18 protein-coding genes are annotated in these 21589 nt (G+C 73.0%); 4 read left to right on the top strand and 14 right to left on the bottom strand.

The annotated features are described in order from the left end of the window. The first annotated feature begins 74 nt into the window (after positions 1–74). Together AC6EH9_RS12100 and AC6EH9_RS12095 are read left to right on the top strand one after the other, a co-directional pair. Positions 75–590 (top strand): SigE family RNA polymerase sigma factor, encoded by a 516-nt coding sequence (locus AC6EH9_RS12100; RefSeq protein WP_498423440.1) that lies wholly within the window; start codon positions 75–77, stop codon positions 588–590. Beyond that, a complete protein-coding gene (locus AC6EH9_RS12095; RefSeq protein WP_498423439.1) occupies positions 587–1318 on the top strand; it encodes a hypothetical protein in 732 nt (243 codons plus the stop codon). Before AC6EH9_RS12100 ends, AC6EH9_RS12095 begins: the two co-directional genes overlap by 4 nt. A 1-nt stretch (position 1319) precedes the next feature. On the opposite strand, the gene AC6EH9_RS12090 is transcribed toward AC6EH9_RS12095, so the two are convergent. The 5 genes from AC6EH9_RS12090 to AC6EH9_RS12070 all read right to left on the bottom strand — a co-directional run bounded on the left by AC6EH9_RS12090 (position 1320) and on the right by AC6EH9_RS12070 (position 8546). Beyond that, the gene (locus tag AC6EH9_RS12090; protein ID WP_498423438.1) at positions 1320–1703 is read right to left on the bottom strand and encodes a response regulator; all 384 of its coding nucleotides are present in this window, start codon (positions 1701–1703) and stop codon (positions 1320–1322) included. Between the two features lie 92 nt (positions 1704–1795). Next, positions 1796–2410, bottom strand: coding sequence for a hypothetical protein (locus AC6EH9_RS12085; protein ID WP_498423437.1), 615 nt, complete (start codon positions 2408–2410; stop codon positions 1796–1798). A 2-nt stretch (positions 2411–2412) separates the two neighbouring features. After that, positions 2413–2919, bottom strand: a complete 507-nt coding sequence (locus AC6EH9_RS12080) for a pyruvoyl-dependent arginine decarboxylase (protein ID WP_498423436.1) — start codon at positions 2917–2919, stop codon at positions 2413–2415. Positions 2920–3030: 111 nt separating this feature from the next. Further along, positions 3031–5124, bottom strand: a complete 2094-nt coding sequence (locus tag AC6EH9_RS12075) for a PAS domain-containing sensor histidine kinase (protein ID WP_498423435.1) — start codon at positions 5122–5124, stop codon at positions 3031–3033. A 44-nt stretch (positions 5125–5168) separates the two neighbouring features. Continuing rightward, positions 5169–8546 carry a pyruvate carboxylase gene (locus AC6EH9_RS12070; protein ID WP_498423434.1) on the bottom strand — a complete coding sequence of 1126 codons (3378 nt, stop codon included), beginning with the start codon at positions 8544–8546 and terminating at the stop codon, positions 5169–5171. Between the two features lie 88 nt (positions 8547–8634). Between AC6EH9_RS12070 and AC6EH9_RS12065 the strand changes: the two genes are divergently transcribed. Next, positions 8635–9645: an SGNH/GDSL hydrolase family protein gene (locus tag AC6EH9_RS12065; RefSeq protein ID WP_498423433.1), complete on the top strand. Its 1011-nt coding sequence runs from the start codon at positions 8635–8637 to the stop codon at positions 9643–9645. 62 nt (positions 9646–9707) lie between these two features. Continuing rightward, positions 9708–10319, top strand: coding sequence for a class I SAM-dependent methyltransferase (locus AC6EH9_RS12060; protein ID WP_498423431.1), 612 nt, complete (start codon positions 9708–9710; stop codon positions 10317–10319). Positions 10320–10326: 7 nt separating this feature from the next. Here the strand turns inward: AC6EH9_RS12060 and AC6EH9_RS12055 are convergent, their stop codons facing one another. From AC6EH9_RS12055 to AC6EH9_RS12015, 9 genes are all read right to left on the bottom strand, one after another. Continuing rightward, the gene (locus tag AC6EH9_RS12055) at positions 10327–12024 is read right to left on the bottom strand and encodes an FAD-binding dehydrogenase (protein ID WP_498423429.1); all 1698 of its coding nucleotides are present in this window, start codon (positions 12022–12024) and stop codon (positions 10327–10329) included. Positions 12025–12347: 323 nt separating this feature from the next. Continuing rightward, positions 12348–13589 carry a hypothetical protein gene (locus AC6EH9_RS12050; RefSeq protein ID WP_498423427.1) on the bottom strand — a complete coding sequence of 414 codons (1242 nt, stop codon included), beginning with the start codon at positions 13587–13589 and terminating at the stop codon, positions 12348–12350. Beyond that, positions 13586–14260 carry a hypothetical protein gene (locus AC6EH9_RS12045; protein WP_498423425.1) on the bottom strand — a complete coding sequence of 225 codons (675 nt, stop codon included), beginning with the start codon at positions 14258–14260 and terminating at the stop codon, positions 13586–13588. The genes AC6EH9_RS12050 and AC6EH9_RS12045 overlap by 4 nt, the downstream gene beginning before the upstream one ends. Further along, positions 14257–15459 (bottom strand): hypothetical protein, encoded by a 1203-nt coding sequence (locus AC6EH9_RS12040; protein WP_498423423.1) that lies wholly within the window; start codon positions 15457–15459, stop codon positions 14257–14259. Before AC6EH9_RS12040 ends, AC6EH9_RS12045 begins: the two co-directional genes overlap by 4 nt. A 37-nt stretch (positions 15460–15496) precedes the next feature. Next, on the bottom strand, positions 15497–16483 hold the full coding sequence (locus AC6EH9_RS12035) for a TIGR03557 family F420-dependent LLM class oxidoreductase (protein WP_498423421.1): 987 nt from the start codon (positions 16481–16483) through the stop codon (positions 15497–15499). Positions 16484–16708: 225 nt separating this feature from the next. After that, entirely contained in the window at positions 16709–17878 is a 1170-nt protein-coding gene (locus AC6EH9_RS12030; protein ID WP_498423419.1) for a hypothetical protein, read from the bottom strand. Then, complete coding sequence (locus AC6EH9_RS12025; RefSeq protein ID WP_498423417.1) at positions 17871–18617, bottom strand: hypothetical protein; 747 nt, start codon at positions 18615–18617, stop codon at positions 17871–17873. Before AC6EH9_RS12025 ends, AC6EH9_RS12030 begins: the two co-directional genes overlap by 8 nt. Continuing rightward, positions 18614–19633 carry a hypothetical protein gene (locus tag AC6EH9_RS12020; protein ID WP_498423415.1) on the bottom strand — a complete coding sequence of 340 codons (1020 nt, stop codon included), beginning with the start codon at positions 19631–19633 and terminating at the stop codon, positions 18614–18616. Before AC6EH9_RS12020 ends, AC6EH9_RS12025 begins: the two co-directional genes overlap by 4 nt. 131 nt (positions 19634–19764) lie before the next feature. Next, complete coding sequence (locus AC6EH9_RS12015) at positions 19765–21549, bottom strand: acetyl/propionyl/methylcrotonyl-CoA carboxylase subunit alpha (protein ID WP_498423413.1); 1785 nt, start codon at positions 21547–21549, stop codon at positions 19765–19767. Between the last annotated feature and the right edge of the window lie 40 nt (positions 21550–21589).

Here is a 21589-nt window from a genome sequence, read left to right as displayed (position 1 = left end):
GGACGCGGCCGTCAACGTTCTCGGCGCCGCCGCCGTCATATCCGTGACAGCGCAGCCAGGGGGACGGGAACGACGTGCGAGCAAGTAGGCGCTCCGATGCCGGGGCGGAGTTCGAGGAGTTCGCTCTCTCGCAGACCCCTTCCCTGCTGGCCCTGGCACAGGCGATGACCGGCAACCCGCACGATGCCTGGGACCTGGTCCAAGAGACGCTGACCCGGATGGCGGAGCGCTGGGAGCGGACCCGGTTCGACTCCCCGCCGGCCTATGCCCGAACGGTCATGGCGCGACTCAACGTCGATCGGGCCCGGCGTCTGCGCAGGGAGATCTCCAGGACAGCCTTCGAGGTGGTCGAGGTCCCCGTGCCTGAGAGCGAGCTGGACGGGTGGCTGGTTGAGGGGCTCAGCGCGCTCTCACCGCAGCAACGCACGGTGCTGGCCCTGCGTTATGTCGAAGACCTCTCGGTGGCTCAGATCGCCGACCGGATCGGGTCCTCCGAGGGGACGGTCAAGAGCCAGCTCTCGCGAGGCGTCGCCCGGCTCAGGCAGCGGCTGCCGCTCGGCTGGACGGCCTCGAAAGGAACCCCAGGATGAACTCCGAAGACCGTGGCGAGCTGCTGATCCGCGAGGCGTACGAGCGGTTGAGCCAGAACCCGGCCTCCGCGTCGTCGGTGATGCTGGCGGGGGTCCGCGACCGACTCGCCTCGAGGCGACGCAGGCGGGTCCGCACGCGGATCGCGCTGGGGGTGGCGGCGGTCGGGTGCGCAGCGGCGGGGGCTGTGATCGGGGTCGAGCAGCTGCCGTGGGGCGACACGAACAAGCCGACCAGGGAGGTGGGCCCAGCCGAACGGGGCGGCAAGGTGACGGGGGACTCGGCAGCGTTGGTGCTGACCGCGGCGTCGGGCCGGCGCCACGAGCTCGGCGGCCCGGTGACGGTGAGCTGCGCCCCGGTCGACTTCGAGGGCCGAGAGGTGGAGGTGCTGACCGCGAGGGCGAGCGGTGCGCAGGGCGAGTCGTACCTGCAGTTCCAGGGTGCGGTCGACAAGCTGAGGCCGGGTTCGGTCTTCGCCTTCCCCTTGGACGAGTACGGTCCCGGTGCTGCCGCGATCCCGGAGTTCCTGATGGTCTTCGCCGCGATGGTCGACCCGGCAGGCGACCGGGTGATCGGTGAAGCCAGCAGCAACGAGGCCCGGACCGTCGGCAGGCTGGAGATCCTGGAGGCCTCGTGCGGGACGACTCCCCACATCGAGGTGGCGTTCGACCTTCAGTTGGGGGCCGAGTCGAGCGGTGCTCCCGTCTCGGTGACCGGAGCCCTCCGCTAGGTCAGCTCTGGTCCCAGCCCAGCAGGCCGCTCACCTCGGCGGCGAGGGTCATCGGGTCGAACGGCTTGGCGATGACGCCGGAGACCGGCAGCCCGTCCCACATCTGGCGGCTGCCGACCTGCACCTTGGCGGTCACCAGGATCACCGGGATGTGCTGGAGCGCCTGGTCGGCCTGGAGCCGTCGGAAGGTGGTGAGCCCGTCCATGTCCGGCATCATCACGTCGAGCAGCACGGCGTCGGGCAGGTGCTGGGCCGCCATCTCCAGGCACGCCATCCCGCCGTCGGCGGTGATCACCTGCCAGCCGCCGACCAGCTCGAGCGCGAGCTGAGCGATCTCGCGGATCGAGTCGTCGTCGTCCACGACGAGCACCGTAGGCTTCGCCACAGAGTTCCTCCCAAGAGCTGGCGATTCCGAGAATCGGCAACCCCCGTGCTCCGCTTCTCCCGAGACGGAGGGTACTCCCGCGCTGGTGCAGCTCAGGCGTCGGGTTCCAACTCGAGACCGATGACGGGCTCGGCGAAGCTGACCGCGTAGTAGGTCTGGCGATCGATCGGCTTGACGCTGACGTCCGCGTTGCGCTGCAGCATCTGCTCGATCGCGTCGCCGAAGCCCCAGGCGTCGTTGAAGGCGCAGATGTCCCAGGCGCACAGGCCTCGCGCCTCGGCGACTACCCGGGTCATCTTCGTGATCATCGCCTCGAAGATCCGGCCCTGGCGGTAGTCACCGTGCACCAGGGTGAAGCCGAGGTAGAACACCGCACCTCGGGCCGACTGCTCGGGGAAGTGGTGGGCGAAGTAGGCCGCGCTGATCCACGGGACGGTGTCGAGGTCGCGGGTCAGGGTGGAGATGCCGATGATCCGGTCGCCGTCCCAGGCGACGTACTTCTCCACCCGGGGGTCCGTCATCTCCTCGAGGAACTCGTGCTCGTGCAGGATCTGGCGTGCGGCGGCCTTGGTCTCCAGCTCACCGAAGGTCTGGCGGTACAGCTGGTAGAACTCCGCGGCCGTCTCGTCGCTGACGGCGGTCTCGCAGGTGATGACCAGCGCCGGCTGGGGCGAGGCCGCGTCGGGGCGGGGCTGCTCGTTCGTCATGCTCACCACCCCACGACTCGGTAGGCGGCCAACGCGAGGGCGCACGCCGGCTGGTCCTCGTAGTGCACGCTGGTCATCGCCTTGTGCACCTCGCCGTAGCCGCCACCCCGGTTGCGCACCATGGCCTCCAGGCTCAGCTCGATCTGCTCGGCGAGCGACTCCTCGCTGCCGGCGTGGTGCTCGACGAAGAGCCCACCCCCGGTCACCGGGTCGATCGTCCAGCCGATGCCCGCCCAGGCGCTCTCGCCCGGCTGGCCGGCGTGCGCCGCGGACAGCACGCAGTACAGGCGGTCGCCGTGGTTGCCGGCGAGGGTCGAGGTGTCGTGGCGGATGGTGCTGCCCGGGGGGATCACCGACGACAGGGTGATCAGGTTGAAGTTCGCGACACCGGCGCTCAGCAGCGCCTGGTCGAAGGCGGCCAGCGGCGTGCGTGCCTTCCCGACGCCGGTGCGGATGGTGATGTCCAGGCTCGCGGCCTGGTGGGGATCAGCGGGTCGATCAGCGTTCAACGTCGTTCCTTCTGTTGTTCCGGCCGCGTTCGGGCCGTGCTCTTCCGGGGGAGTGTCGTTCCAGGCGTGTGGTCCGCGGGCCGCGCGGCAGCGCGATCCGGGGTGGGTGGCTCAGGTGGTCTCCCTGGTTCGGGGGAGGGTGAACAGCACGGTGGTCCCGACGCCGAGCTCGCTCTCGGCCCAGATCCGGCCGCCGTGGCTCTCGACGATGCCGCGACAGATCGCCAGGCCGAGACCGGTGCCGCCCTTCTGGCGTGCGTCGGAGGAGTCGACCTGCTCGAAGCGGCCGAACACGCTCTCGACCTTGTCCGCCGGGATGCCGCGGCCTTCGTCACGCACGGTGAACAGCACCTCGCCGCCGTCGATGGTGGCGCCGACCTCGACCGTGCTGCCCTCGTCGGAGTAGTTGATCGCGTTGGCCAGCAGGTTGGTGATCGTCTGCACGATCCGATCCTTGTCCGCCATCACGTCGCCCGAGGACTCCTGGAGGGAGAGCTTGACTCCGCGCGCCGTGGCGAAGCCCTCCATCTCCAGCACGGAGCCCTCGACGAGCTCGCGCGCGGTGAGCGGGGCGAGGTTCTTCGAGCCGGTGCCGGACTCGAGACGCTCGATGTCGAGGATGTCGTTGATCAGCCGGATCAGCCGCTGGCTGCTGTCCAGGGCGATGGTGACCATCGGCATCGCCCGCTCCGGCAGCTCGCCCAGACGGCCGCTCGCGAGCAGGCCCAGCGAGCCCCGGATCGAGGTCAGCGGCGTGCGCAGCTCGTGGCTGACCACCGAGAGGAACTCGTTCTTCATCCGGTCGACCTCGCGGCGCTGGGTCATGTCGCGGAAGACGACCACCGCGCCACGGACCTCGTCCTCGTCGAGAAGCGGGCTGGCGGTGATCTCGACCGGGAACGAGGTGCCGTCGGCGCGGACGTAGACGTCCTCCTCGGCACTGGAGACCAGCCCGTCGCGGATCGCCTCGGTGACATAGCACCCGGACAACGGGTAGGGCTGCCCGTCGCTGCGGGCGGCATGGAACTCGTCGTGCGCACGAAGCCCCTGCAGCTCGTCGGGGGCATAGCCCAGGGCCGCGGCGCCGGAGGGGTTGACGAACGTGATCCGCCCGGCGTGGTCCACGCCGTAGATGCCGTCCCCGACGGAGGTCAGCAGCACCTCGTTCTGCCGGGCCAGGTGGCGCAGGTGGGCGGTCTGGTCACGGACGCGCCGCTCCAGGCCGCGGCGCAGCGCGGCGTTGTCGCGGGTGAGCAGGGTCTGGCGGACCCCGATCAGCAGCAGCAGGGCGAGCCACAGGAAGGCCTGGATGGCGTGCATGCGCTCGGCGGTTCCGAAGACCGCCTGGACGATCGCCGCGGCCAGCATCACGGTGAAGACCGTGACCGTGCCGACCGTGTCGGAGACCGCGGTGCTCCCCGAGGGCACGTCGGCGGTGTCGCTGGGGTACCACGCGGACAGCCCGATCAGTCCGTAGCCGACGATCCAGCCGAGATCCAGCAGGCTGCCGAACGCGAAGTCGCCGCGCCCGGCGAGTACGGCGAAGGTCAGGTCGGCGCCGGCGTAGGCGATGAAGCCGGCGGCCACCAGGGACAGCGCGGGGCGGTCGCTGCCCACGCTGCGCAGCACCAGCAGCACCGCCACGCTGGCCAGCACCACGTCGAGCCCCGGCAGCGCCATCGCGATCAGGTAGGTGCTCAGGCCCTCGGCGCGGGAGGTGAGCAGCTGGGTGTAGACCAGCACGGAGGAGATGATGAGCACCGCCGCCCCGGCGACGAGTCCGTCCAGGGCGACCATCAGCAGGTCGAAGCCGCGGCGGCGCACGCTGGGGAAGTTCAGCAGGGCCACGATCGACAGCAGCAGGGCGGCCGCGAGGGCCGCCTCGTTGAACGTGCTCGGCGCGTCCACCGGGTCGGCGCCGACCACGGCGGCCCAGATGTTGCCGGCCACCGCGACCACGCCGGCGCTGGTGATCAGCGACCAGGCCAGCCGGCGTCGTCCCCGGGTGATCGTGGCGCGGTAGGTGCAGCTGGCGGCTCCGACGAGTCCGGCGAGCACGAGTCCGGCGGAGCTCGCCGCCTGGCGGACCCCCTCCGGCGCGCTCGGCTGGAGCAGCAGTGCGAAGAGCAGCGCCAGGCCCAGGGCGGCCGGTGCCGCGACCCGGAACCGCCGTCGCTGGACGTCCAGCGACGGCATGATTCCCATGGACCCGGACGCTACCAGTCAGAGACCCTTGGAAGTGCCAAGGGCTAGCCCAGAACGAGCACCAGATCTCCGCCCTCCACGGACTGGGTCCCGGAGAGCGCGACGCGCTCCACGACCCCGTCCACCGGCGCGGTGATCGAGGCCTCCATCTTCATCGCCTCGATGGTCGCGACCGTCTCGCCCGCGCTCACCCTCGCGCCCTGCTCCACGGTGACCGTGACGACCCCCTGGAAGGGGGCCGCGACGTGCCCGGGCTTGCCCGGATCCGCCTTCTCCGTGGCGCTGACCTCGGTGGCGACACTGCGGTCGCGCACGCTCACCGGGCGCATCTGCCCGTTCACCGTGCACATCACGGTGCGCAGCCCGCGCTCGTCGGGGTCGCTGATCGCCTGGAGCCCGACCAGGAGCTGCTTGCCCTCCTCGAGGTCGATCTCGCACTCCTCGCCCTGACGCAGTCCGTAGAGGTAGTCCAGGGTCGGCAGCACCGAGACGTCGCCGTAGTTGGCGCGTGCCTCCAGGAAGCTCTTGGTCGGTCCCGGGAAGAGCAGCTCGTTGAGGGTCTGGCGCGGCTCGCGGGCCAGGCCCTCCTCCTGCTCGGCGGTCAGCTGCTCCGCGGGTGCCTGCCAGGTGCGGCCCTCGAGGGCCTTGCTGCGGAAGGGCTCGGGCCAGCCGCCGGGCGGGTCGCCGAGCTCGCCGTTGAGGAAGCCGATGACCGAGTCGGGGATGTCGAAGGCGCCGGGGTTCTCGGCGAACTCCGCGGGGTCGGCGCCGACCGCCACCAGGTGCAGGGCCAGGTCGCCGACCACCTTGGAGGAGGGCGTCACCTTCACCACGTTGCCGAGGATGTCGTTCGCCGCGGCGTACATGTCCTCGATCTGCTCGAACTTCTCGCCCAGTCCCAGGGCGATGGCCTGCTGGCGCAGGTTGGAGAGCTGACCGCCGGGGATCTCGTGACGGTAGACCCGGCCGGTCGGCGAGGGCAGGCCCGACTCGAACGGGGCGTAGACGCGGCGGGTCGCCTCCCAGTACGGCTCCAGCGCGTTGACCGCGGCCAGCGAGAGCCCGGTCTCGCGCTCGGAGTGGTCGGTGGCCGAGACCAGCGCGGAGAGCGCCGGCTGCGAGGTGGTGCCGGCCATCGAGGCGCTGGCGGCGTCGACGGCGTCGACCCCGGACTCGATCGCGGCCAGCAGCGTGGCCAGCTGCCCGCCGGCGGTGTCGTGGGTGTGCAGGTGCACGGGCAGATCGAAGCGCTCGCGCAGGGCGGTGACCAGGGTCCGCGCCGCGGGGGCGCGCAGCAGCCCGGCCATGTCCTTGATCGCCAGCACATGCGCGCCGGCGTCGACGATGCGCTCGGCCAGGCGCAGGTAGTAGTCGAGGGTGTAGAGCCGCTCGTCGGGGTTCGACAGGTCGCCGGTGTAGCACAGCGCGACCTCGGCGACGGTGGTCCCGGTCGCCCGCACCGCCTCGATCGCCGGTCGCATCTGCTCGACGTCGTTGAGGGCGTCGAAGATCCGGAAGACGTCGATGCCGGTGGCCGCGGCCTCCTCGACGAAGGCGTTGGTCACCGCGGTCGGGTACGGCGTGTAGCCGACGGTGTTGCGCCCGCGCAGCAGCATCTGCAGGCAGAGGTTGGGCACCGCCTGGCGCAGCGCCGCCAGACGCTCCCAGGGGTCCTCGCCCAGGAACCGCAGCGCCACGTCGTAGGTCGCACCGCCCCAGGCCTCGACCGACCACAGCTGCGGGGTGGTCCGGGCGACGTGCCCGGCGACCGCGAGCAGGTCGCGGGTGCGCACCCGGGTGGCCAGCAGGCTCTGGTGGGCGTCGCGGAAGGTGGTGTCGGTGACCGCGACCCGGTTCTGCTCGCGCAGCTGGCGCGCGAACCCGTCGGGGCCCAGGCTCAGGAGCTGCTGGCGGGTGCCGTCCGGCGCGGGCACGCTCAGGTCCACCGGGGGGAGCTTGGTGGCCGGGTCGAGGCTGACCGGCGCCGCGCCGTGCGGCTGGTTGACGGTGACGTCGGCCAGGTAGCTCAGCAGCTTGCTGCCGCGGTCCCCGGAGGTGCGCGCCCTGAGCAGCTGCGGATGCGTCTCGATGAACGACGTGGTGACGTGCCCCGCGGCGAAGTCGGGGTCGCTCAGCACGGCCTGCAGGAAGGCGATGTTGGTGGCCACGCCGCGGATGCGGAACTCGGCGACCGCGCGACGGGCCTTCTCCACTGCCTTGTCGAAGGTGCGCCCCCGACAGGTCAGCTTCACCAGCATGGAGTCGAAGTGGGCGCTGACCTCGGCGCCGGTGTAGACGGTGCCGCCGTCGATGCGGACCCCGCCCCCACCCGGCGAGCGGTAGGCGGTGATCTTGCCGGTGTCGGGACGGAACCCGTTGGCCGGGTCCTCGGTGGTGATCCGGCACTGCAGGGCCGCGCCGCGCACGCTCACGGTGTCCTGGGACAGGCCGAGGTCGGCGAGGGTCTCCCCGGAGGCGATCCGCAGCTGGGACTGGACCAGGTCGACGTCGGTGACCTCCTCGGTCACCGTGTGCTCCACCTGGATGCGCGGGTTCATCTCGATGAAGACGTAGTTGCCCTCACGGTCGAGCAGGAACTCCACCGTGCCGGCGTTGCGGTAGCCGATCTCGCGGGCGAAGCGCACCGCGTCGTCGCACATCCGCTGGCGCAGGTCCGGGTCGAGGTTGGGCGCCGGCGCGATCTCGACGACCTTCTGGTGTCGACGCTGCACCGAGCAGTCGCGCTCGAAGAGGTGGATGACGTTGCCCTCGCCGTCGGCCAGGATCTGCACCTCGATGTGGCGGGGCTCGACCACGGCCTGCTCGATGAACACGGTCGGGTCGCCGAAGGCGGCCTCGCCCTCGCGCATGCAGGTCTCGACGGCCTCACGGAGCTGGGCGGGGTCGTCCACGCGCCGCATGCCGCGACCGCCGCCGCCCGCGACGGCCTTGACGAACAGCGGGTAGGGCATGTCGGCGGCCGCGGCGACGAGCTCGTCGACGTCGGTGGAGGGCTCCACGCTGGCCAGGGTGGGGACCCCCGCCTGCTTGGCCGCCGCGATCGCGCGGGCCTTGTTGCCGGTCAGCGTCAGCACCTCGGCGGTGGGACCGACGAAGGTGATCCCCGCGTTGGCGCAGGCCTCGGCCAGCGCGGGGTTCTCCGAGAGGAACCCGTAGCCGGGGTAGACCGCGTCCGCCCCGGCGCGCAGCGCCACGGCCACGATCGCCTCGGGATCGAGGTAGCTGCGCACGGGATGTCCCCGCTCTCCGATCTCGTAGGCCTCGTCGGCCTTGAGCCGGTGCTCGGACCAGCGGTCCTCGTAGGGGAACACCGCGACGGTGCGCGCACCGACTTCGTAGGCCGCACGAAAAGCGCGGATCGCGATCTCGCCACGGTTGGCCACCAGCACCTTGGAGAACATGCGCAGAGGCTAGCCCCACTAGGGTGCGGCCCATACTGTGTCGCTCGTCTCATCCGCTCTGCGGAACGTCCCCCCGGGAGGGAACCCCTTGAAGTCAGTCCTGTCCGGCCGCGCGCGCGCTGCCGCCTCCACGCTTGCGCTGGCACTGCTCGCGGTGCCGCTGAGCTCGGTGCCCGTCTCCGCGGCCCCCGCGGACGGGCCCGCCGCTGCCCGCGCCGCCGCGCCGAGCAAGGTCGTCACCGGCTCCGAGCCGATCGACTACGTCGCGCTCGGCGACTCCTACAGCGCCGGCCCGCTGGTCCCGGCCCAGCGCGCCGACGCCGGCGGCTGCCTGCGCTCGACGAACAACTACCCGGCCTACCTGGCCGGCTACTTCGACGTGGCGAGCTACGTCGACGTGACCTGCTCGGGAGCCGAGACGATCGACCTGCTCTCGCGCCGCCAGACCACGATCATCCCGGGCCCCGCCCCGGCGCCGCAGGTCCAGGCGCTCAGCAAGGAGACCGACCTGGTGACGATCGGCATCGGCGGCAACGACTACGAGCTCTTCGGCTCGATGATCAAGGTCTGCAAGGCCGTCGCCGAGCTGGACCCCAAGGGTGCGCCGTGCAAGCGGCACTTCACCCGGCGCGGTGTGGACACCAAGCTGCGCGACGCCGACCGGATCCGCCGTGACGTCGGCAAGGTGCTGCGCGCGGTGCAGCGCCGGGCCCCCCACGCCGAGGTGTACGTCGTGGGCTACCCCCGGCTGCTGCCCCAGAAGGGCACCTGCAAGGCCGTGAAGTTCGCGGCCGGCGACTTCCGCTGGGGCAACCGTGTCGAGCGCCGGCTGAACCTCTCCCTGCGCAAGGCCGCGGCCAACAACGGGGCGCGCTACCTCGACCTCTACCCGGTCTCGCGCGGCCACGACGCCTGCGCCGGCGGGCAGGCCTGGATCAACGGCAGCACGCTCAACGTGCTGCGGGCCGCCGACCTCCACCCGTTCCGCATCGGGATGCGCGGGGCGGCCCGCGAGATCTACCGGCAGCTGACCGGGGGGCACACCGCCCCCGGCTACGCGTTCGCGCGGCCGCCGGTGGGCTCCCAGCGCACGCGCTGAGCCGTCTCGTGGTCCGGCGCGGCGAGTGCGCGCCGGACCCGAGACGCGTAGTTTGCTTCAGCATGGAGAGCAGTGATACCCGCGACGAGTCCTACGCCCAGCGTCTGCGGCAGCGCGAGGGCGTGTGGTGGAAGCGGCTGCTCGACGTGCAGCGGCCCTACCGGTGGAACCTGCGGCGCCAGGGCCTGGGGCGCACGCTCGACATCGGGTGCGGCATCGGGCGCAACCTGCGCTCCCTGGAGCCCGGCTCGGTGGGCGTGGACCACAACCGCGCCTCGGTCGAGGAGGCACGCAGCCGGGGGCTGCAGGCGCTGACCACCGAGGAGTGGGAGGAGAGCCCGCTCGCCGTCCCCGGCTCGTTCGACAGCCTGCTGCTGGCCCACGTCATCGAGCACATGGACGAGGCCGCCGGGCGCACGCTGCTGGAGGACTACCTCCGGTTCCTGCGCCCGGGCGGCCGCGTCTTCCTCATCTGTCCTCAGGAGCGCGGCTACGCCACGGACCCGACGCACGTCCGGTTCACCGACTTCGAGGCGCTGCTGAGGCTGACCCGCGACGTCGGGCTGGCCCACGAGCGGTCGTTCAGCTTCCCGTTCCCGCGCCGGGCCGGGCGGCTGTTCACCTACAACGAGTTCTGCGTCGTCGCCCGTCAGCCGGGGCGCGGCGCCGCCTGAGGTCCGTTCAGCGGGGGCGGCGCGCCAGAGCCCGGCCGGCCGCGCGGCCGGAGAAGATGCAGCCGCCGAGGAAGGTGCCCTCGAGCGCGTTGTAGCCGTGCATGCCTCCGCCGCCGAACCCGGCGACCTCGCCCGCGGCGTACAGGCCGGGGATGGGGGAGCCGTCGGGGCCCAGCACCCGGGCGTCGAGGTCGGTCTCCAGGCCGCCGAGGGTCTTGCGGGTCAGGATGTTGAGCCGTACGGCGATCAGCGGCCCGTGCGCGGGGTCCAGGAACCGGTGCGGCTTCGCGACCCGGATCAGCCGGTCGGTGCGGCTGCGCCGGGCGTTGCCGATCGCCATCAGCTGCAGGTCCTTGGAGAAGGCGTTGTCCAGCTCGCGGTCGCGGGCGACCAGCTCGGCCTCGACCGACGCCGGGTCGATCACCGGCGGGCCCCCGGCGCCGTCCACCGGGCCGCGCGCCAGCCGGTTCATGCCGGCGACCAGCGCGGCGACGTCACCGGCGACCACGAAGTCGACGCCGTGCTCCTTGAAGGCCTCCACCGGGGCCGGAGCTCCCTTGGCCAGGCGCGCGCGCAGCAGCACGCCCACGTCCTTGCCGGTGATGTCGGGGTTCTGCTCGGAGCCCGAGAGCGCGAACTCCTTCTCGATCACCGACTGGGTGAGCACGAACCACGAGTAGTCGTGGCCGGTGCCCAGGATCGCCTTGAGGGTGCCGAGGCTGTCGAAGCCGGGGAAGTTGGGCGCCGGCAACCGCCGGCCGGTGGCGTCGAGCCACAGCGACGAGGGCCCGGGCAGGATCCGGATCGCGTGGTCGGGCCAGATCGGGTCCCAGTTGTGGATGCCCTCGGTGTAGTGCCACATCCGGTCCCGGTTCACGACCCGCCCGCCGGCCCGCTCGGTGATCGCGAGCATCCGCCCGTCGACGTGCGCGGGGACGCCCGAGATCATCGTCGCCGGAGCCGGGCCCAGCCGCTCGGTGGGCCAGTTGGCCCGGATCAGCTCGTGGTTGTGGCCGATGCCGCCGGAGGTCACCACCACGGCGTCGGCGCGCACCTCGAAGTCGCCGACGCGCTCCCGCGAGGAGGCCTCGCCGCGGGCGGCGTCGCTCGGCTCCAGCACCGTGCCCCGGACGCCGACGACGACACCGTCGTGCACGACCAGCTCGTCGACGCGGTGCCGGAACGCGAACGAGACCAGCCCGGCCCGCTCGCCGGCCGCGACCGGCTCGGCGAACACCCGGACGACCTCCGGGCCGGTGCCCCAGGTGAGGTGGAAGCGGGGCACCGAGTTGCCGTGCCCGGTGGCGGTGCCGCTGCCGCGCTCGGCCCAGCCGACGAACGGCATCACCCGCAGCCCCAGGTTGCGCAGGTAGTCCCGCTTCTCTTCGGCGGCGAAGCGGACGTAGGCCTCCGCCCAGCGCCGCGGCCAGCGGTCCTCGTCGTCCTCGCGGTCGAAGCCGGCCGAGCCGAGCCAGTCCTGCAGCGCCAGCTCGGGGGAGTCCTGGATGCCCATCCGGCGCTGCTCGGGGGAGTCGACGAGGAAGAGACCGCCGAGCGACCAGTAGGCCTGACCGCCGAGGTTGGCGCGATTCTCCTGGTCGACGACGAGCACCCGGCGCCCGGCCTGCACCAGCTCGTGGGTGGCGACGAGGCCGGCCAGGCCGGCCCCGACCACGATGACGTCGGGCTCGAAGGTGGGGGTCACGCGCTCTCCTCGGGGATGGTGGTGGCGGGGGCGCCGGTGGTGGGGCGCCGGTGGTGCGGGTGCGCAGGTCCTCGAGCGTCCGGGCCAGCAGCAGGGTCTCTGGGTGAGGCGGGTGCGGCTTTCACACGTTAACTCGTGAAAGCCGTGTCGGACGGGGCCTCTGGGAGCGGTGGGGCCGCCGAGGCCCGAGCCCGGGAACTGGCCACACGAAACCCGCACTTCCCACGTGTTCCTTCACGTGGGAAGTGCGGGTTTCACGAGTTAACTCGTGAAAGCAACGGCCGTTCGCCCCACATCAGAACGCCCCTGACCCACCGGCCGGCTCAGGCCCGACGGTGCAGGCGCCGCACCAGATCCGGCTCCAGCGCCCCGAACCCGGTGCTGGCCCATGGCTCCGCGTCGGTCTCGAAGTAGTGCACCGGCACCCCGTCGCGGACCACGTCGAGCACGTCGGGGCGCGCCCCCGCGCCCAGCGCCCGCCGGCACGCGGCGCACAGCGGGACCCGGCCGGGGCCGTCGCCCGGGGCCAGCGTCCCGTGCGTGCTGGCCTCGCCGTGCAGCGGATTGAGGAAGCAGGTGGTCTCGGGGGTGAACGCCCTGCCGCGGCGGGCGGCGCGCAGGGCCTGGCGGCCGCGGCTGGACAGCACGAGGGCGCCGACGCTGTCGAGCACGTCGACCTCGTCCACGCTGCGTTCCCCGAGCACGCGGCGGGCCAGGTCGTAGTGGTCCAGGGCGGCCTGCCAGGCCGACTGGTCCCCGTGCCGCTCGATGTCGGTGTCGTCGATGTCCTCGCCCAGCGCGAGCAGCTCGGCGTGCGCACGCCGGTGCAGCTGCTGGTCGTGGGCGTCGCGGACCCGGTCCAGCGCCGAGGCCGGCAGCGCGTACGGCGCGTCGCGGCGCCCGACTGCCCGCGACGACGAGCGCCGTCGTACCAGCAGGGCCAGCAGCACCAGCGCCAGCAGCACGCCACCGACGACGAGACCGTCGGGAAGTCCGTCCGGCTCGGCGGAGCCGGTGGGCTGCTGGGTCTGGGCGGTGGTGCCGGGCGCGTCCGCGCCCCCGCCCGTCTCGGCCTCCTCCTCCGCGGCCAGGCGGGCGTCGCGACGGGCCTCCGCCTTCTGGTGGATCCGCGCGACCCGTCCGTCGGCGATCGCCGACGCGATCGTGGTCAGCTGGGCGCCGAGGTCGTCGGGGTGGAGCTCGCGGCCGATCGCGGTGATCTCCCAGGTCTGGTCGGGCTCGCCCTCGACCAGGGTGTCCCACTGGTTGACCTCGAGGTGGAAGTCGCCCTCACCGTAGAGGGGCTGGTTGGCGAGGTAGAGGCCCGGCTCTCCCGACGCGTCGTGCAGGCGGCTCAGCAGGTCCGCGGGCTCGCCACCGTAGGCGTCGTCGAGGTGGAAGGGGTAGAGCACCACGTAGGTGGGCGTGCCCTGGGCCTCGGCACGAGCCAGGTCCGCCTTGAGCTGGGCGAGCTCGGCGGGGTCGACGTGGCGCGCCATGCCCGGGCCCACGAAGACCCCGTCGCGCTCGAGGGCGATCTGGATGGTGCTCAGCTCGTCGGTCATCCGCGCTCCTTGGCTGTGCGGGAGGGGCCGCGGTCGCGGCCGGGCCTCCGCAGCAGGTTCACCAGGAGCATCAGCGCCAGGTAGCCGCCGCCGGCCAGCAGGGTGCCCAGCAGGAGCCCCCCGCCGAGGCCGCCCCAGTCGTCCGAGTCGAGCGCCACCACCTCGGAGTCGTCGACGAGCGCCAACCACTCGGTGATCCGGGTCTCGGGGTCCCCGACCAGGTCGAGCCACTCGGCGGGGCTGTCGTCGGTGGCGAGGACGTGTCCCTCGGCGGTGCCGTGCCAGCCCTTGCCTCCGGGCTCCCAGACCAGGTAGGCGGCATCGTCGCCGAGCTCCTGGGCGAGCTGGTCGATCACGTGGCCGACTCCCTGGTAGCCACCCTCACGGGTGGAGCCCCAGACCACGACGTACGCCGCCGGGTCGACGTCGGCGGCCGCCGCCTCGAGGCGCTCCTCGGCCCTCTCGGCGAGCATCGACCGCCCGTCCGGCGCCACGTGGACGCGGTCCTCGCGCAGCTCGGCCACCGCGGCGGCGACGCGGTCGCCGACGACCAGCTCGTCACTGTGCCGGGCCTGCAGGACCGCCACCGACGCCAGCCCCGCACCCGCGCCGAGCGCGAGCGCGAGGCCGAGGTTGCGCAGGCGGGAGCCCGGTCGTTGCCCGCGGGTCATCGCGCCACCGCTCGCCGCTCGTCGGCGACCTCGCGCCACAGGTCGTCGCTCAGGGCGCCGTAGCCGGTCCGCGCCCACACCGAGTCCCCGGTGTAGTAGGGGCGAGAGGTGCCCCATCGGCCGCGGGGAGGCTCGTGCAGCGGGACGAACTCGGCGGGGTCGTCGTGGACCCGCTCGCAGCGCCGGCAGACCGGCACCGGGAGCGACGCGCGCCCGGCCGGCGCCTGGACGCTGCGACGGGCCTCGCCGTGCAGGGGGTTGTAGAAGCAGCAGCGGTAGCGCTGCTCGCCGGCGCGCCCGGCCACCAGCGCCAGGCCGGTCCGGGCGAGCACCAGGGCACCGACGACGTCGAGGAGGTCGGGGGAGTCCAGCAGCTCCTCGGCCGTGGCGCGACAGCCGGTCGCGTCGTCGAGGTGGGCAGCGCCGTGACCGCGGGCCAGGGCGCGATCCAGCTGCTCCACCGCGTGCCGTGCGTCGAGGCGCACCCGCGCGAGGTTCACCACCGGCCCCGGCTGGGGGCGGCTGGCCGACCAGGCGCGCAGCGCCCGCCGGCAGAGGAGGAACACGCTCACGCCCACGGTCGCCGCCACGAACGCGAGCCAGCCCGTGGGCAGGGGCGCCTCCACCTCCGGGCGCGCCTGCGGACTGGTCCACAGCGAGCTCGTCGAGTACAGGGCGTGCTCGTCGGCGGTGAGCGGCTCCTCGGGGTCGAGGAGGGCCTCGAGCGCGATCGCCGCGGTGGCTGCGGACGAGGGCACCGGCGCCGTGGTGTCCTCGAGCGCCGGGCGCACCGACTCCTGGGCCGTGCGCGCCGCCTGGCTCACCTTGAGCTCGCGCTCGACTGGAAGCCCGAAGATGTAGTGGCTGACGCCCGTTTGGGGGAAGCCGACGACGATGAGCGCGTCCCGGTCCGCGCCGGCCTGCTCCATCCGGGCGTGCAGCACCTGGGCCAGGTCTCGGGTGGGCTGGTCCGCGGAGAGGCCCGGCGGCCGGTCGACCAGCACGACGTACGTGGACAGCCCGTGGGCCTGGCTCGCCTCGGCGGCCAGCTCGGTCAGCGCCGCGTCGATCTCCGGGGTGGCGCCGTTGCCCAAGGAGCTCGAGACCAGCACCGGGTCCTCGCGCAGCGCGTCGAGGATCTCGTCCACGGTGCGGGGGGCCTGCGCCTCGTCGCGCGTGGTCGGGGCAGCAGTCGGCACCGGCACAGGTTAGACGAACCGCAGGCCGGGGGCTGGCTCAGCCCGCGGCGGCGCGCAGCTTGGCCAGCAGCGGCTCGGCGGCCTCGGCCAGGAACTGGTCGATCCCGGCGTCGCCGACCTGGATCAGGGCGATGTCGGTGAAGCCTGCCTCCCAGAACGGCCTGACGGCCTCCACGATCGCGTCGAGGTCGGGGCCGCAGGGGATCTGCGCGGCGATGTCCTCGGGGCGAACGAAGCTGGTCGCGGCGGCGAACCCGGCCGTGGTGGGCAGGTCCGCGTTGACCGCCCAGCCCCCTGCGGACCAGCGGAACTGCTCGTGCGCGCGCTGCACGGCGCTCTCCTGGTCGGGGTCCCAGCAGATCGGGATCTGGCCCAGCGCCTTGGCCGGCGAGCCGATCGTCGGCGCGCCGGCGGTGGCGTTCCAGGCCTGGATCAGCTCGGCGGAGGGCTCGGTGGCGACCAGGTGGTCGGCCAGCGGGGCGAAGCGCGCGATCGCCTTCTCGCCCCCGACGGCCACCGCCAGCGGGACACCGCCGTCGGGCAGGTCCCAGATGCGGGCCGAGTCGACGCGGAAGTACTGACCCTCCCAGGTGACCAGCTCCCCGGAGTGCAGCCGCCGGATGATCTCGATCGCCTCCACCAGCATGTCCTGGCGCACATCGACGGCCGGCCAGCCCTCGCCGATCACGTGCTCGTTGAGGTTCTCGCCGGTGCCCAGGCCGAGGGTGAAGCGGCCGTCGGCGAGCAGCTGCAGCGTCGCCGCCTTCTGCGCCACCACGGCCGGGTGGTAGCGCATCGTCGGACAGGTCACGTAGGTGGCCAGGTCGACACGCTCGGTGGCGTGGGCGACCGCGCCCAGCACGCTCCACACGTACGGCGCGTGGCCCTGCGCCTCGAACCAGGGGAAGTAGTGGTCGCTGGCGACCTCGAAGTCGAAGCCGACCTGCTCCGCGGCCACCGCGTGGCGCACGAGGTCCTTGGGGCCGCTCTGCTCGGTCATCAGGGTGTAGCCGAATCGGGTCATGCGGGCACGGTGTCCCGATCGGTGGGGTTCCATGCGTGGGGGCTGCCGGGGCTGCCGGGGCGCCGGGAGGCTGCCGTTTGGTCCCCAACGGCGGCGAATCCCGGGATCTGGCCCCCGTCTCTGCCCAATCGGCGACCTCCGCGCCCGTCGCGGCGACCTCCGCGCCCGTCGCGGCGACCTCCGCGCCCGTCGCGGCGGGTACGGCGACCGGGGAGGCGGGGGGGGTCAGCGGGCGCCGTGCAGGCGGGGCAGCAGGTCGGGGTCAAGGGCGCCGTACCCGGTGCTGGCCCAGGGCTCGTCGGAGGTGTCGAAGTAGTGCACCGGCCGGCCCTGGCGCAGTACGTCGAGGGTGTCGGGGCGGCGCTTGGCCTTGAGGTCGGCCCGGCACGTCTTGCACAGCGGGACCTCGACCGTCGCCTCCCCGCGCTGAACGGGGGTGGTCCCGGTGGCTCGGCCGTGCAGCGGGTTGAGGAAGCAGGGGCGGGCCAGCTCCGGGGTCCGGCCGGCGAGCGCGGCGGCGAGGGTCAGCTCGCCCCGGCCGGCCAGCTCGATCGCGCCCACCACGTCGAGCACGTCGGGAGTGGGCGTGCCGCGGCGCAGCACGCGTCTGGCTCCGTCGTAGTGGTCCAGCGCGGACTGCCAGGCGTCGGCGTCGTGGTGCTGGCTGATGTCGGCTGCGTCGATCGCCTCGCCCAGCGCGAGGACCTCGCGCTCGGCGCGCAGGAGGAGCTGGCGGTCGTGGGCGTCGCGGATCCGGTCCAGCGTCGACTCGGGCAGCACCACGCCGCCGTGACGGCCCCCGGACCTGCGCCGCCACCAGCCCCAGCCGGCGGTGACGACCAGGGCGAACACCAGCCCGGCGACCAGCAGGCCGGAGGGGTCCCCGCCGATTGCCGCGTCCTCGTCGGGGGCCGAGGACGTGCCGCCGCCGGCGCCGGTGGAGTCCACGGTGGCCTCGTAGCGCTCCGCGACGGTGTCGGTGGCGACCATCTCGGTCAGCGCGACCAGCCCGGCCCCGAGGTCCTCCGGCTGCTCCGCCTCGGGGGCCTGCTGCACCTCGAACGCATCGACCGTCCGCGATCCGGGGGCGCTGTAGTCGCGGATGGCGAGCTGGTAGCCGTAGTCCTCGACGTCGTCGAGCGCGCGGTGCGAGACGTAGAGTCCCGGCTCGCCGAACCGATCGTGCAGCCGGGTCAGAAGCTCCTCGGGCTCGCCGGACCACGGGTCGCCGGCGGCGTAGGGGTAGACCACGACGTACATCGCCACGTCGCTGGCGGCGATGTTGGCCTGGATCTCGGCCAGCTCGGTCGCGTCGACGTGCTGGCGCACCGAGGGGTGCACGTGGACCCCGCCCTGCTCCAGGTCGGCCTGGATCCGGTCCAGCTCGTCACCCACGGTGTCCCCCTCCTGGCGCGTCGATCGCGCGCGTCCTGCGTCGGCCCAGGCGCCACTGGATCAGCTTCGCGACGAGCACCGCCGTCGGCATCGCCAGCAGCCCGATCGCGAGACCGCCCATGATGCCGTAGGCGACGCCCCAGCCGGCGCCGATGTCAGGGGTGCCCCGGTAGTCGGGTCCCACCTCCGCGGCCTCGATCTGGGCGATCATCTCCAGCAGGTGGGTGGTCGGGTCGCCGACGAAGTCCTCGCTCACCTCGCCGCGGATGTTCAGGGCGTGGTCCCACACGACGCCGTCGGTCGGGGCCTCCCACACGACGTACACGCCGGGTCGGCCCACGTCGTGGGCGAGCGCCTCGACCGTCGGGTGCAGACTCGGCATCCCGGCCACCCGCGCCATCTGGCCCACCACGAGGTGGACGGCCGGGTCGGCGGCGGCCACGGCCGCCTCGAGCCGGGCCTCCTGCTCGACGGACACCATCCGGCGGCCCTCCTCGGTCACGAAGACCCGGTCCTCGCGCAGCTCCTCAGCCGCGGCCCGGCCCCGGTCGCTCGCGGCCAGCGTGGGAGCCTCACCGTCGTCGGCACCCAGGACGGCGATACCCCAGCCGCCCGCGCCGCCGAGGGACGCCGCCGCCACGGCCAGGCCGAGCGCGGCGGCCCGCGAGAGCACTCGCTCCTCGCCGCGATCCTTGCCGCGATCCGCGCCGCGCTGGGCGCCCCGGCTCGGCCGGCTCACGTGTGCACCGGGGCTTCGCGGACCTGATCGACGTAGTCGTCGACCAGGCAGCCGAAGCCGGTGCGCGACCACACCGAGTCCAGCTTCCAGTACGGGCGGCGCCTGCCCCACCCTTGCGGCACCGTGAGCGAGTCCGGAGAGCGGCCCGCGCCGGCGTCCTTGCGGCAGCGGGTGCAGCAGGGGACCGAGACCCCCGCCGAGGCGGCCCGGCCGGTGGCCTCGCCGTGCAGGGGGTCGAAGAAGCAGCAACGGTACGGCGCGCCGCCGACGAGCGCGCGGGTGCCGGTGCGGGCCAGGGTCAGCGCGCCCACCTGGGAGAGGTCGTCCGGCTGGGCGAGCAGGCGCTCGGCCTGGGCCAGGCACTCGGCCGCGTGCGTGTGCCCGGGGCGGTCGGCCCGGCCCCGGGCGACCTTGCGTGCCAGCGCCCTGACCTCGCGCTGGACCTCCGCGCGCTGCACGCCCGGGGCCGGTGTCGCGGTGGCGGTCGCCAGCCTCGGTGCCGGAGCCTTCGGCCGGCGCCAGCTGCGCGCCGCGGCGTACGCCGCGAGCCCGGCGATCAGGGCCAGCGCGACGGGGAAGGCGTAGAGCTGCCAGGGGTCGGGCTCCCAGGCGATCCACTCGTCGTTGTCGGGTGCGGCGACGAAGGAGGTCTCGGCGCGGACCTCGGCGAGCTCGCCCGCGGAGATGGCGCCGTCGTCCGCGCCGTGCAGGGCCAGCGCCGCCTCACCGGCGGGGGTGACGCAGCACCCACCCTCCCTCAGCTCCGCCTCGGCGAGGCGAACGGCCATGCCGAGGGCGTCGTCGTCGATCTCGACGTCGTACACCGCCCAGCTCAGGGCCTGGGCGTCGGTCGCGGCCAGGTAGAGCCCCGGCTCGTCGAGCTCCAGGTGCAGCAGGCGGACCAGCTCGTCGGCCGGCCGGTCGGGCGAGAGGTCCTCGGGGTGAGCCACCAGGGCGACGTAGACGGGGACGCCGACCTCGGCCGCGAGAGCGGTGAGGTCGGCGTCCACGTCCACGGTGCGGCCCTGGCCATGGAGCTGGTGGACCAGGACGGAGTCCTGGACCAGAGCGTCGGCGATCTCGGCGACGGTCCGGGCCTGTAGGCCGGACTCCTCGGTCGAGGCGCCGGGGAGGGCCTCCAGCGAGGTCAGTCCTTCAGCTCGCAGATCACGGCACCGTTGGTGACCGTGGCCCCGACCTCGGCCTTGAGCCCGGTGACGGTGCCGGCCTTGTGGGCCTTGAGGGGCTGCTCCATCTTCATCGCCTCGAGGACGATGATGACGTCGCCCTCGGCGACGCTCTGGCCCTCCTCGACGGAGACCTTGACGATCGTGCCCTGCATCGGGCTGGTGACGGAGTCGCCCGACGCCGCGGCGCCGGACTTCTTGGCGCTGCGGCGCACGCGCTTGCCGGTGGGGGAGGTCGTCACCGGTCCGAGCCCGCCGCCCAGGCCGCCGAGCCCGGCCGGCAGGACGACCTCGATGCGCTTGCCGCCGACCTCGACGGTGACCGTCTGGCGCTCGCCCTGCTCGCCGCCCTCACCCTGCTCGCCGGAGTAGGGCTGGATCTGGTTGTCGAACTCGGTCTCGATCCAGGAGGTGTAGACGCCGAAGCCGGTGCCGTCCCCGATGTAGGCCGGGTCGTTCACGACCGCCTCGTGGAAGGGGATCACCGTGGGCATGCCGTCGACGCTGAACTCGCCCAGCGCACGACGCGAGCGCTCCAGGGCCTGGGTGCGGTCGCGACCGGTGACGACGAGCTTGGCGACCAGCGAGTCGAACGCGCCGGGAATGGTCTCGCCGGCCTCGTAGCCGCCGTCCACGCGCACGCCGGGACCCGACGGCGGGTTCCACTTGGTGAGCGTGCCCGGGGCGGGCATGAAGTTGCGCCCGCCGTCCTCGGCGTTGATCCGGAACTCGATCGAGTGGCCGACGACCTGCGGGTCGTCGTAGCCCAGCTCCTCGCCGGAGGCGATGCGGAACATCTCGCGGACCAGGTCGATGCCGGTGACCTCCTCGGAGACCGGGTGCTCGACCTGGAGGCGGGTGTTGACCTCGAGGAACGAGATGACGCCGTCCTGGCCGACGAGGAACTCGCAGGTGCCCGCGCCGACGTAGCCGGCCTCCTTGAGGATCGCCTTGGAGGAGGTGTAGAGCGTCTCCATCTGCTCGGGGCTGAGGAACGGCGCGGGCGCCTCCTCGACGAGCTTCTGGTGGCGGCGCTGCAGCGAGCAGTCGCGGGTGGAGACCACCACGACGTTGCCGTGCTGGTCGGCCAGGCACTGGGTCTCGACGTGGCGCGGCTTGTCCAGGTAGCGCTCGACGAAGCACTCGCCGCGGCCGAACGCGCCGACGGCCTCGCGGACCGCCGACTCGAACATGTCGGCGACCTCCTCCTCCTTGCGGGCCACCTTGAGACCGCGGCCGCCACCGCCGAAGGCGGCCTTGATCGCGATCGGCAGCCCGTGCTCGCGGGCGAAGGCGAGGACCTCGTCGGCGTCCGCGACCGGGTCGGCGGTGCCGGCGACGAGGGGGGCGCCGACCTTCTGGGCGATGTGGCGGGCCTGCACCTTGTCGCCGAGGGCGTCGATGGCGGCCGGCGGGGGACCGATCCAGATCAGCCCGGCGTCGATGACGGCCTGGGCGAAGGCGGAGTTCTCGGCGAGGAAGCCGTAGCCGGGGTGCACGGAGTCGGCCCCGGTCTTCTTGGCCACGTCGATGATCTTCTCGATCGACAGGTAGGAGTCGGCGGGGGTGCTGCCTCCCAGCGAGTGGGCCTCGTCGGCCAGACGCACGTGCAGCGCGTCGCGGTCGGGCTCGGCGTAGACCGCCACGCTCCCGATGCCGGCGTCGCGGCACGCGCGGATCACGCGGACGGCGATCTCGCCTCGGTTGGCGATGAGGACCTTCTGCAACGCACGTGTCTGGGGCACCCGGTAACTCCTGCTCTGAACTTCGGAGGATCTGTGCTGT

It is taken from the genome of Nocardioides sp. Z21_20, from assembly GCF_059766585.1.
The sequence above is the reverse complement of the archived record's forward strand: the minus strand, read 5'-3'. Positions and strand labels throughout refer to the sequence as shown.

What these genes read in the sequence shown, in the direction of transcription:
- AC6EH9_RS12035 (WP_498423421.1), bottom strand. Translation starts at nt 16,483, where the DNA reads ATGACCCGATTCGGCTACACCCTGATGACCGAGCAGAGCGGCCCCAAG.
- AC6EH9_RS12045 (WP_498423425.1), bottom strand. Translation starts at nt 14,260, where the DNA reads ATGACCCGCGGGCAACGACCGGGCTCCCGCCTGCGCAACCTCGGCCTC.
- AC6EH9_RS12095 (WP_498423439.1), top strand. Translation starts at nt 587, where the DNA reads ATGAACTCCGAAGACCGTGGCGAGCTGCTGATCCGCGAGGCGTACGAG.
- AC6EH9_RS12060 (WP_498423431.1), top strand. Translation starts at nt 9,708, where the DNA reads ATGGAGAGCAGTGATACCCGCGACGAGTCCTACGCCCAGCGTCTGCGG.
- AC6EH9_RS12070 (WP_498423434.1), bottom strand. Translation starts at nt 8,546, where the DNA reads ATGTTCTCCAAGGTGCTGGTGGCCAACCGTGGCGAGATCGCGATCCGC.
- AC6EH9_RS12085 (WP_498423437.1), bottom strand. Translation starts at nt 2,410, where the DNA reads ATGACGAACGAGCAGCCCCGCCCCGACGCGGCCTCGCCCCAGCCGGCG.
- AC6EH9_RS12075 (WP_498423435.1), bottom strand. Translation starts at nt 5,124, where the DNA reads ATGGGAATCATGCCGTCGCTGGACGTCCAGCGACGGCGGTTCCGGGTC.
- AC6EH9_RS12050 (WP_498423427.1), bottom strand. Translation starts at nt 13,589, where the DNA reads ATGACCGACGAGCTGAGCACCATCCAGATCGCCCTCGAGCGCGACGGG.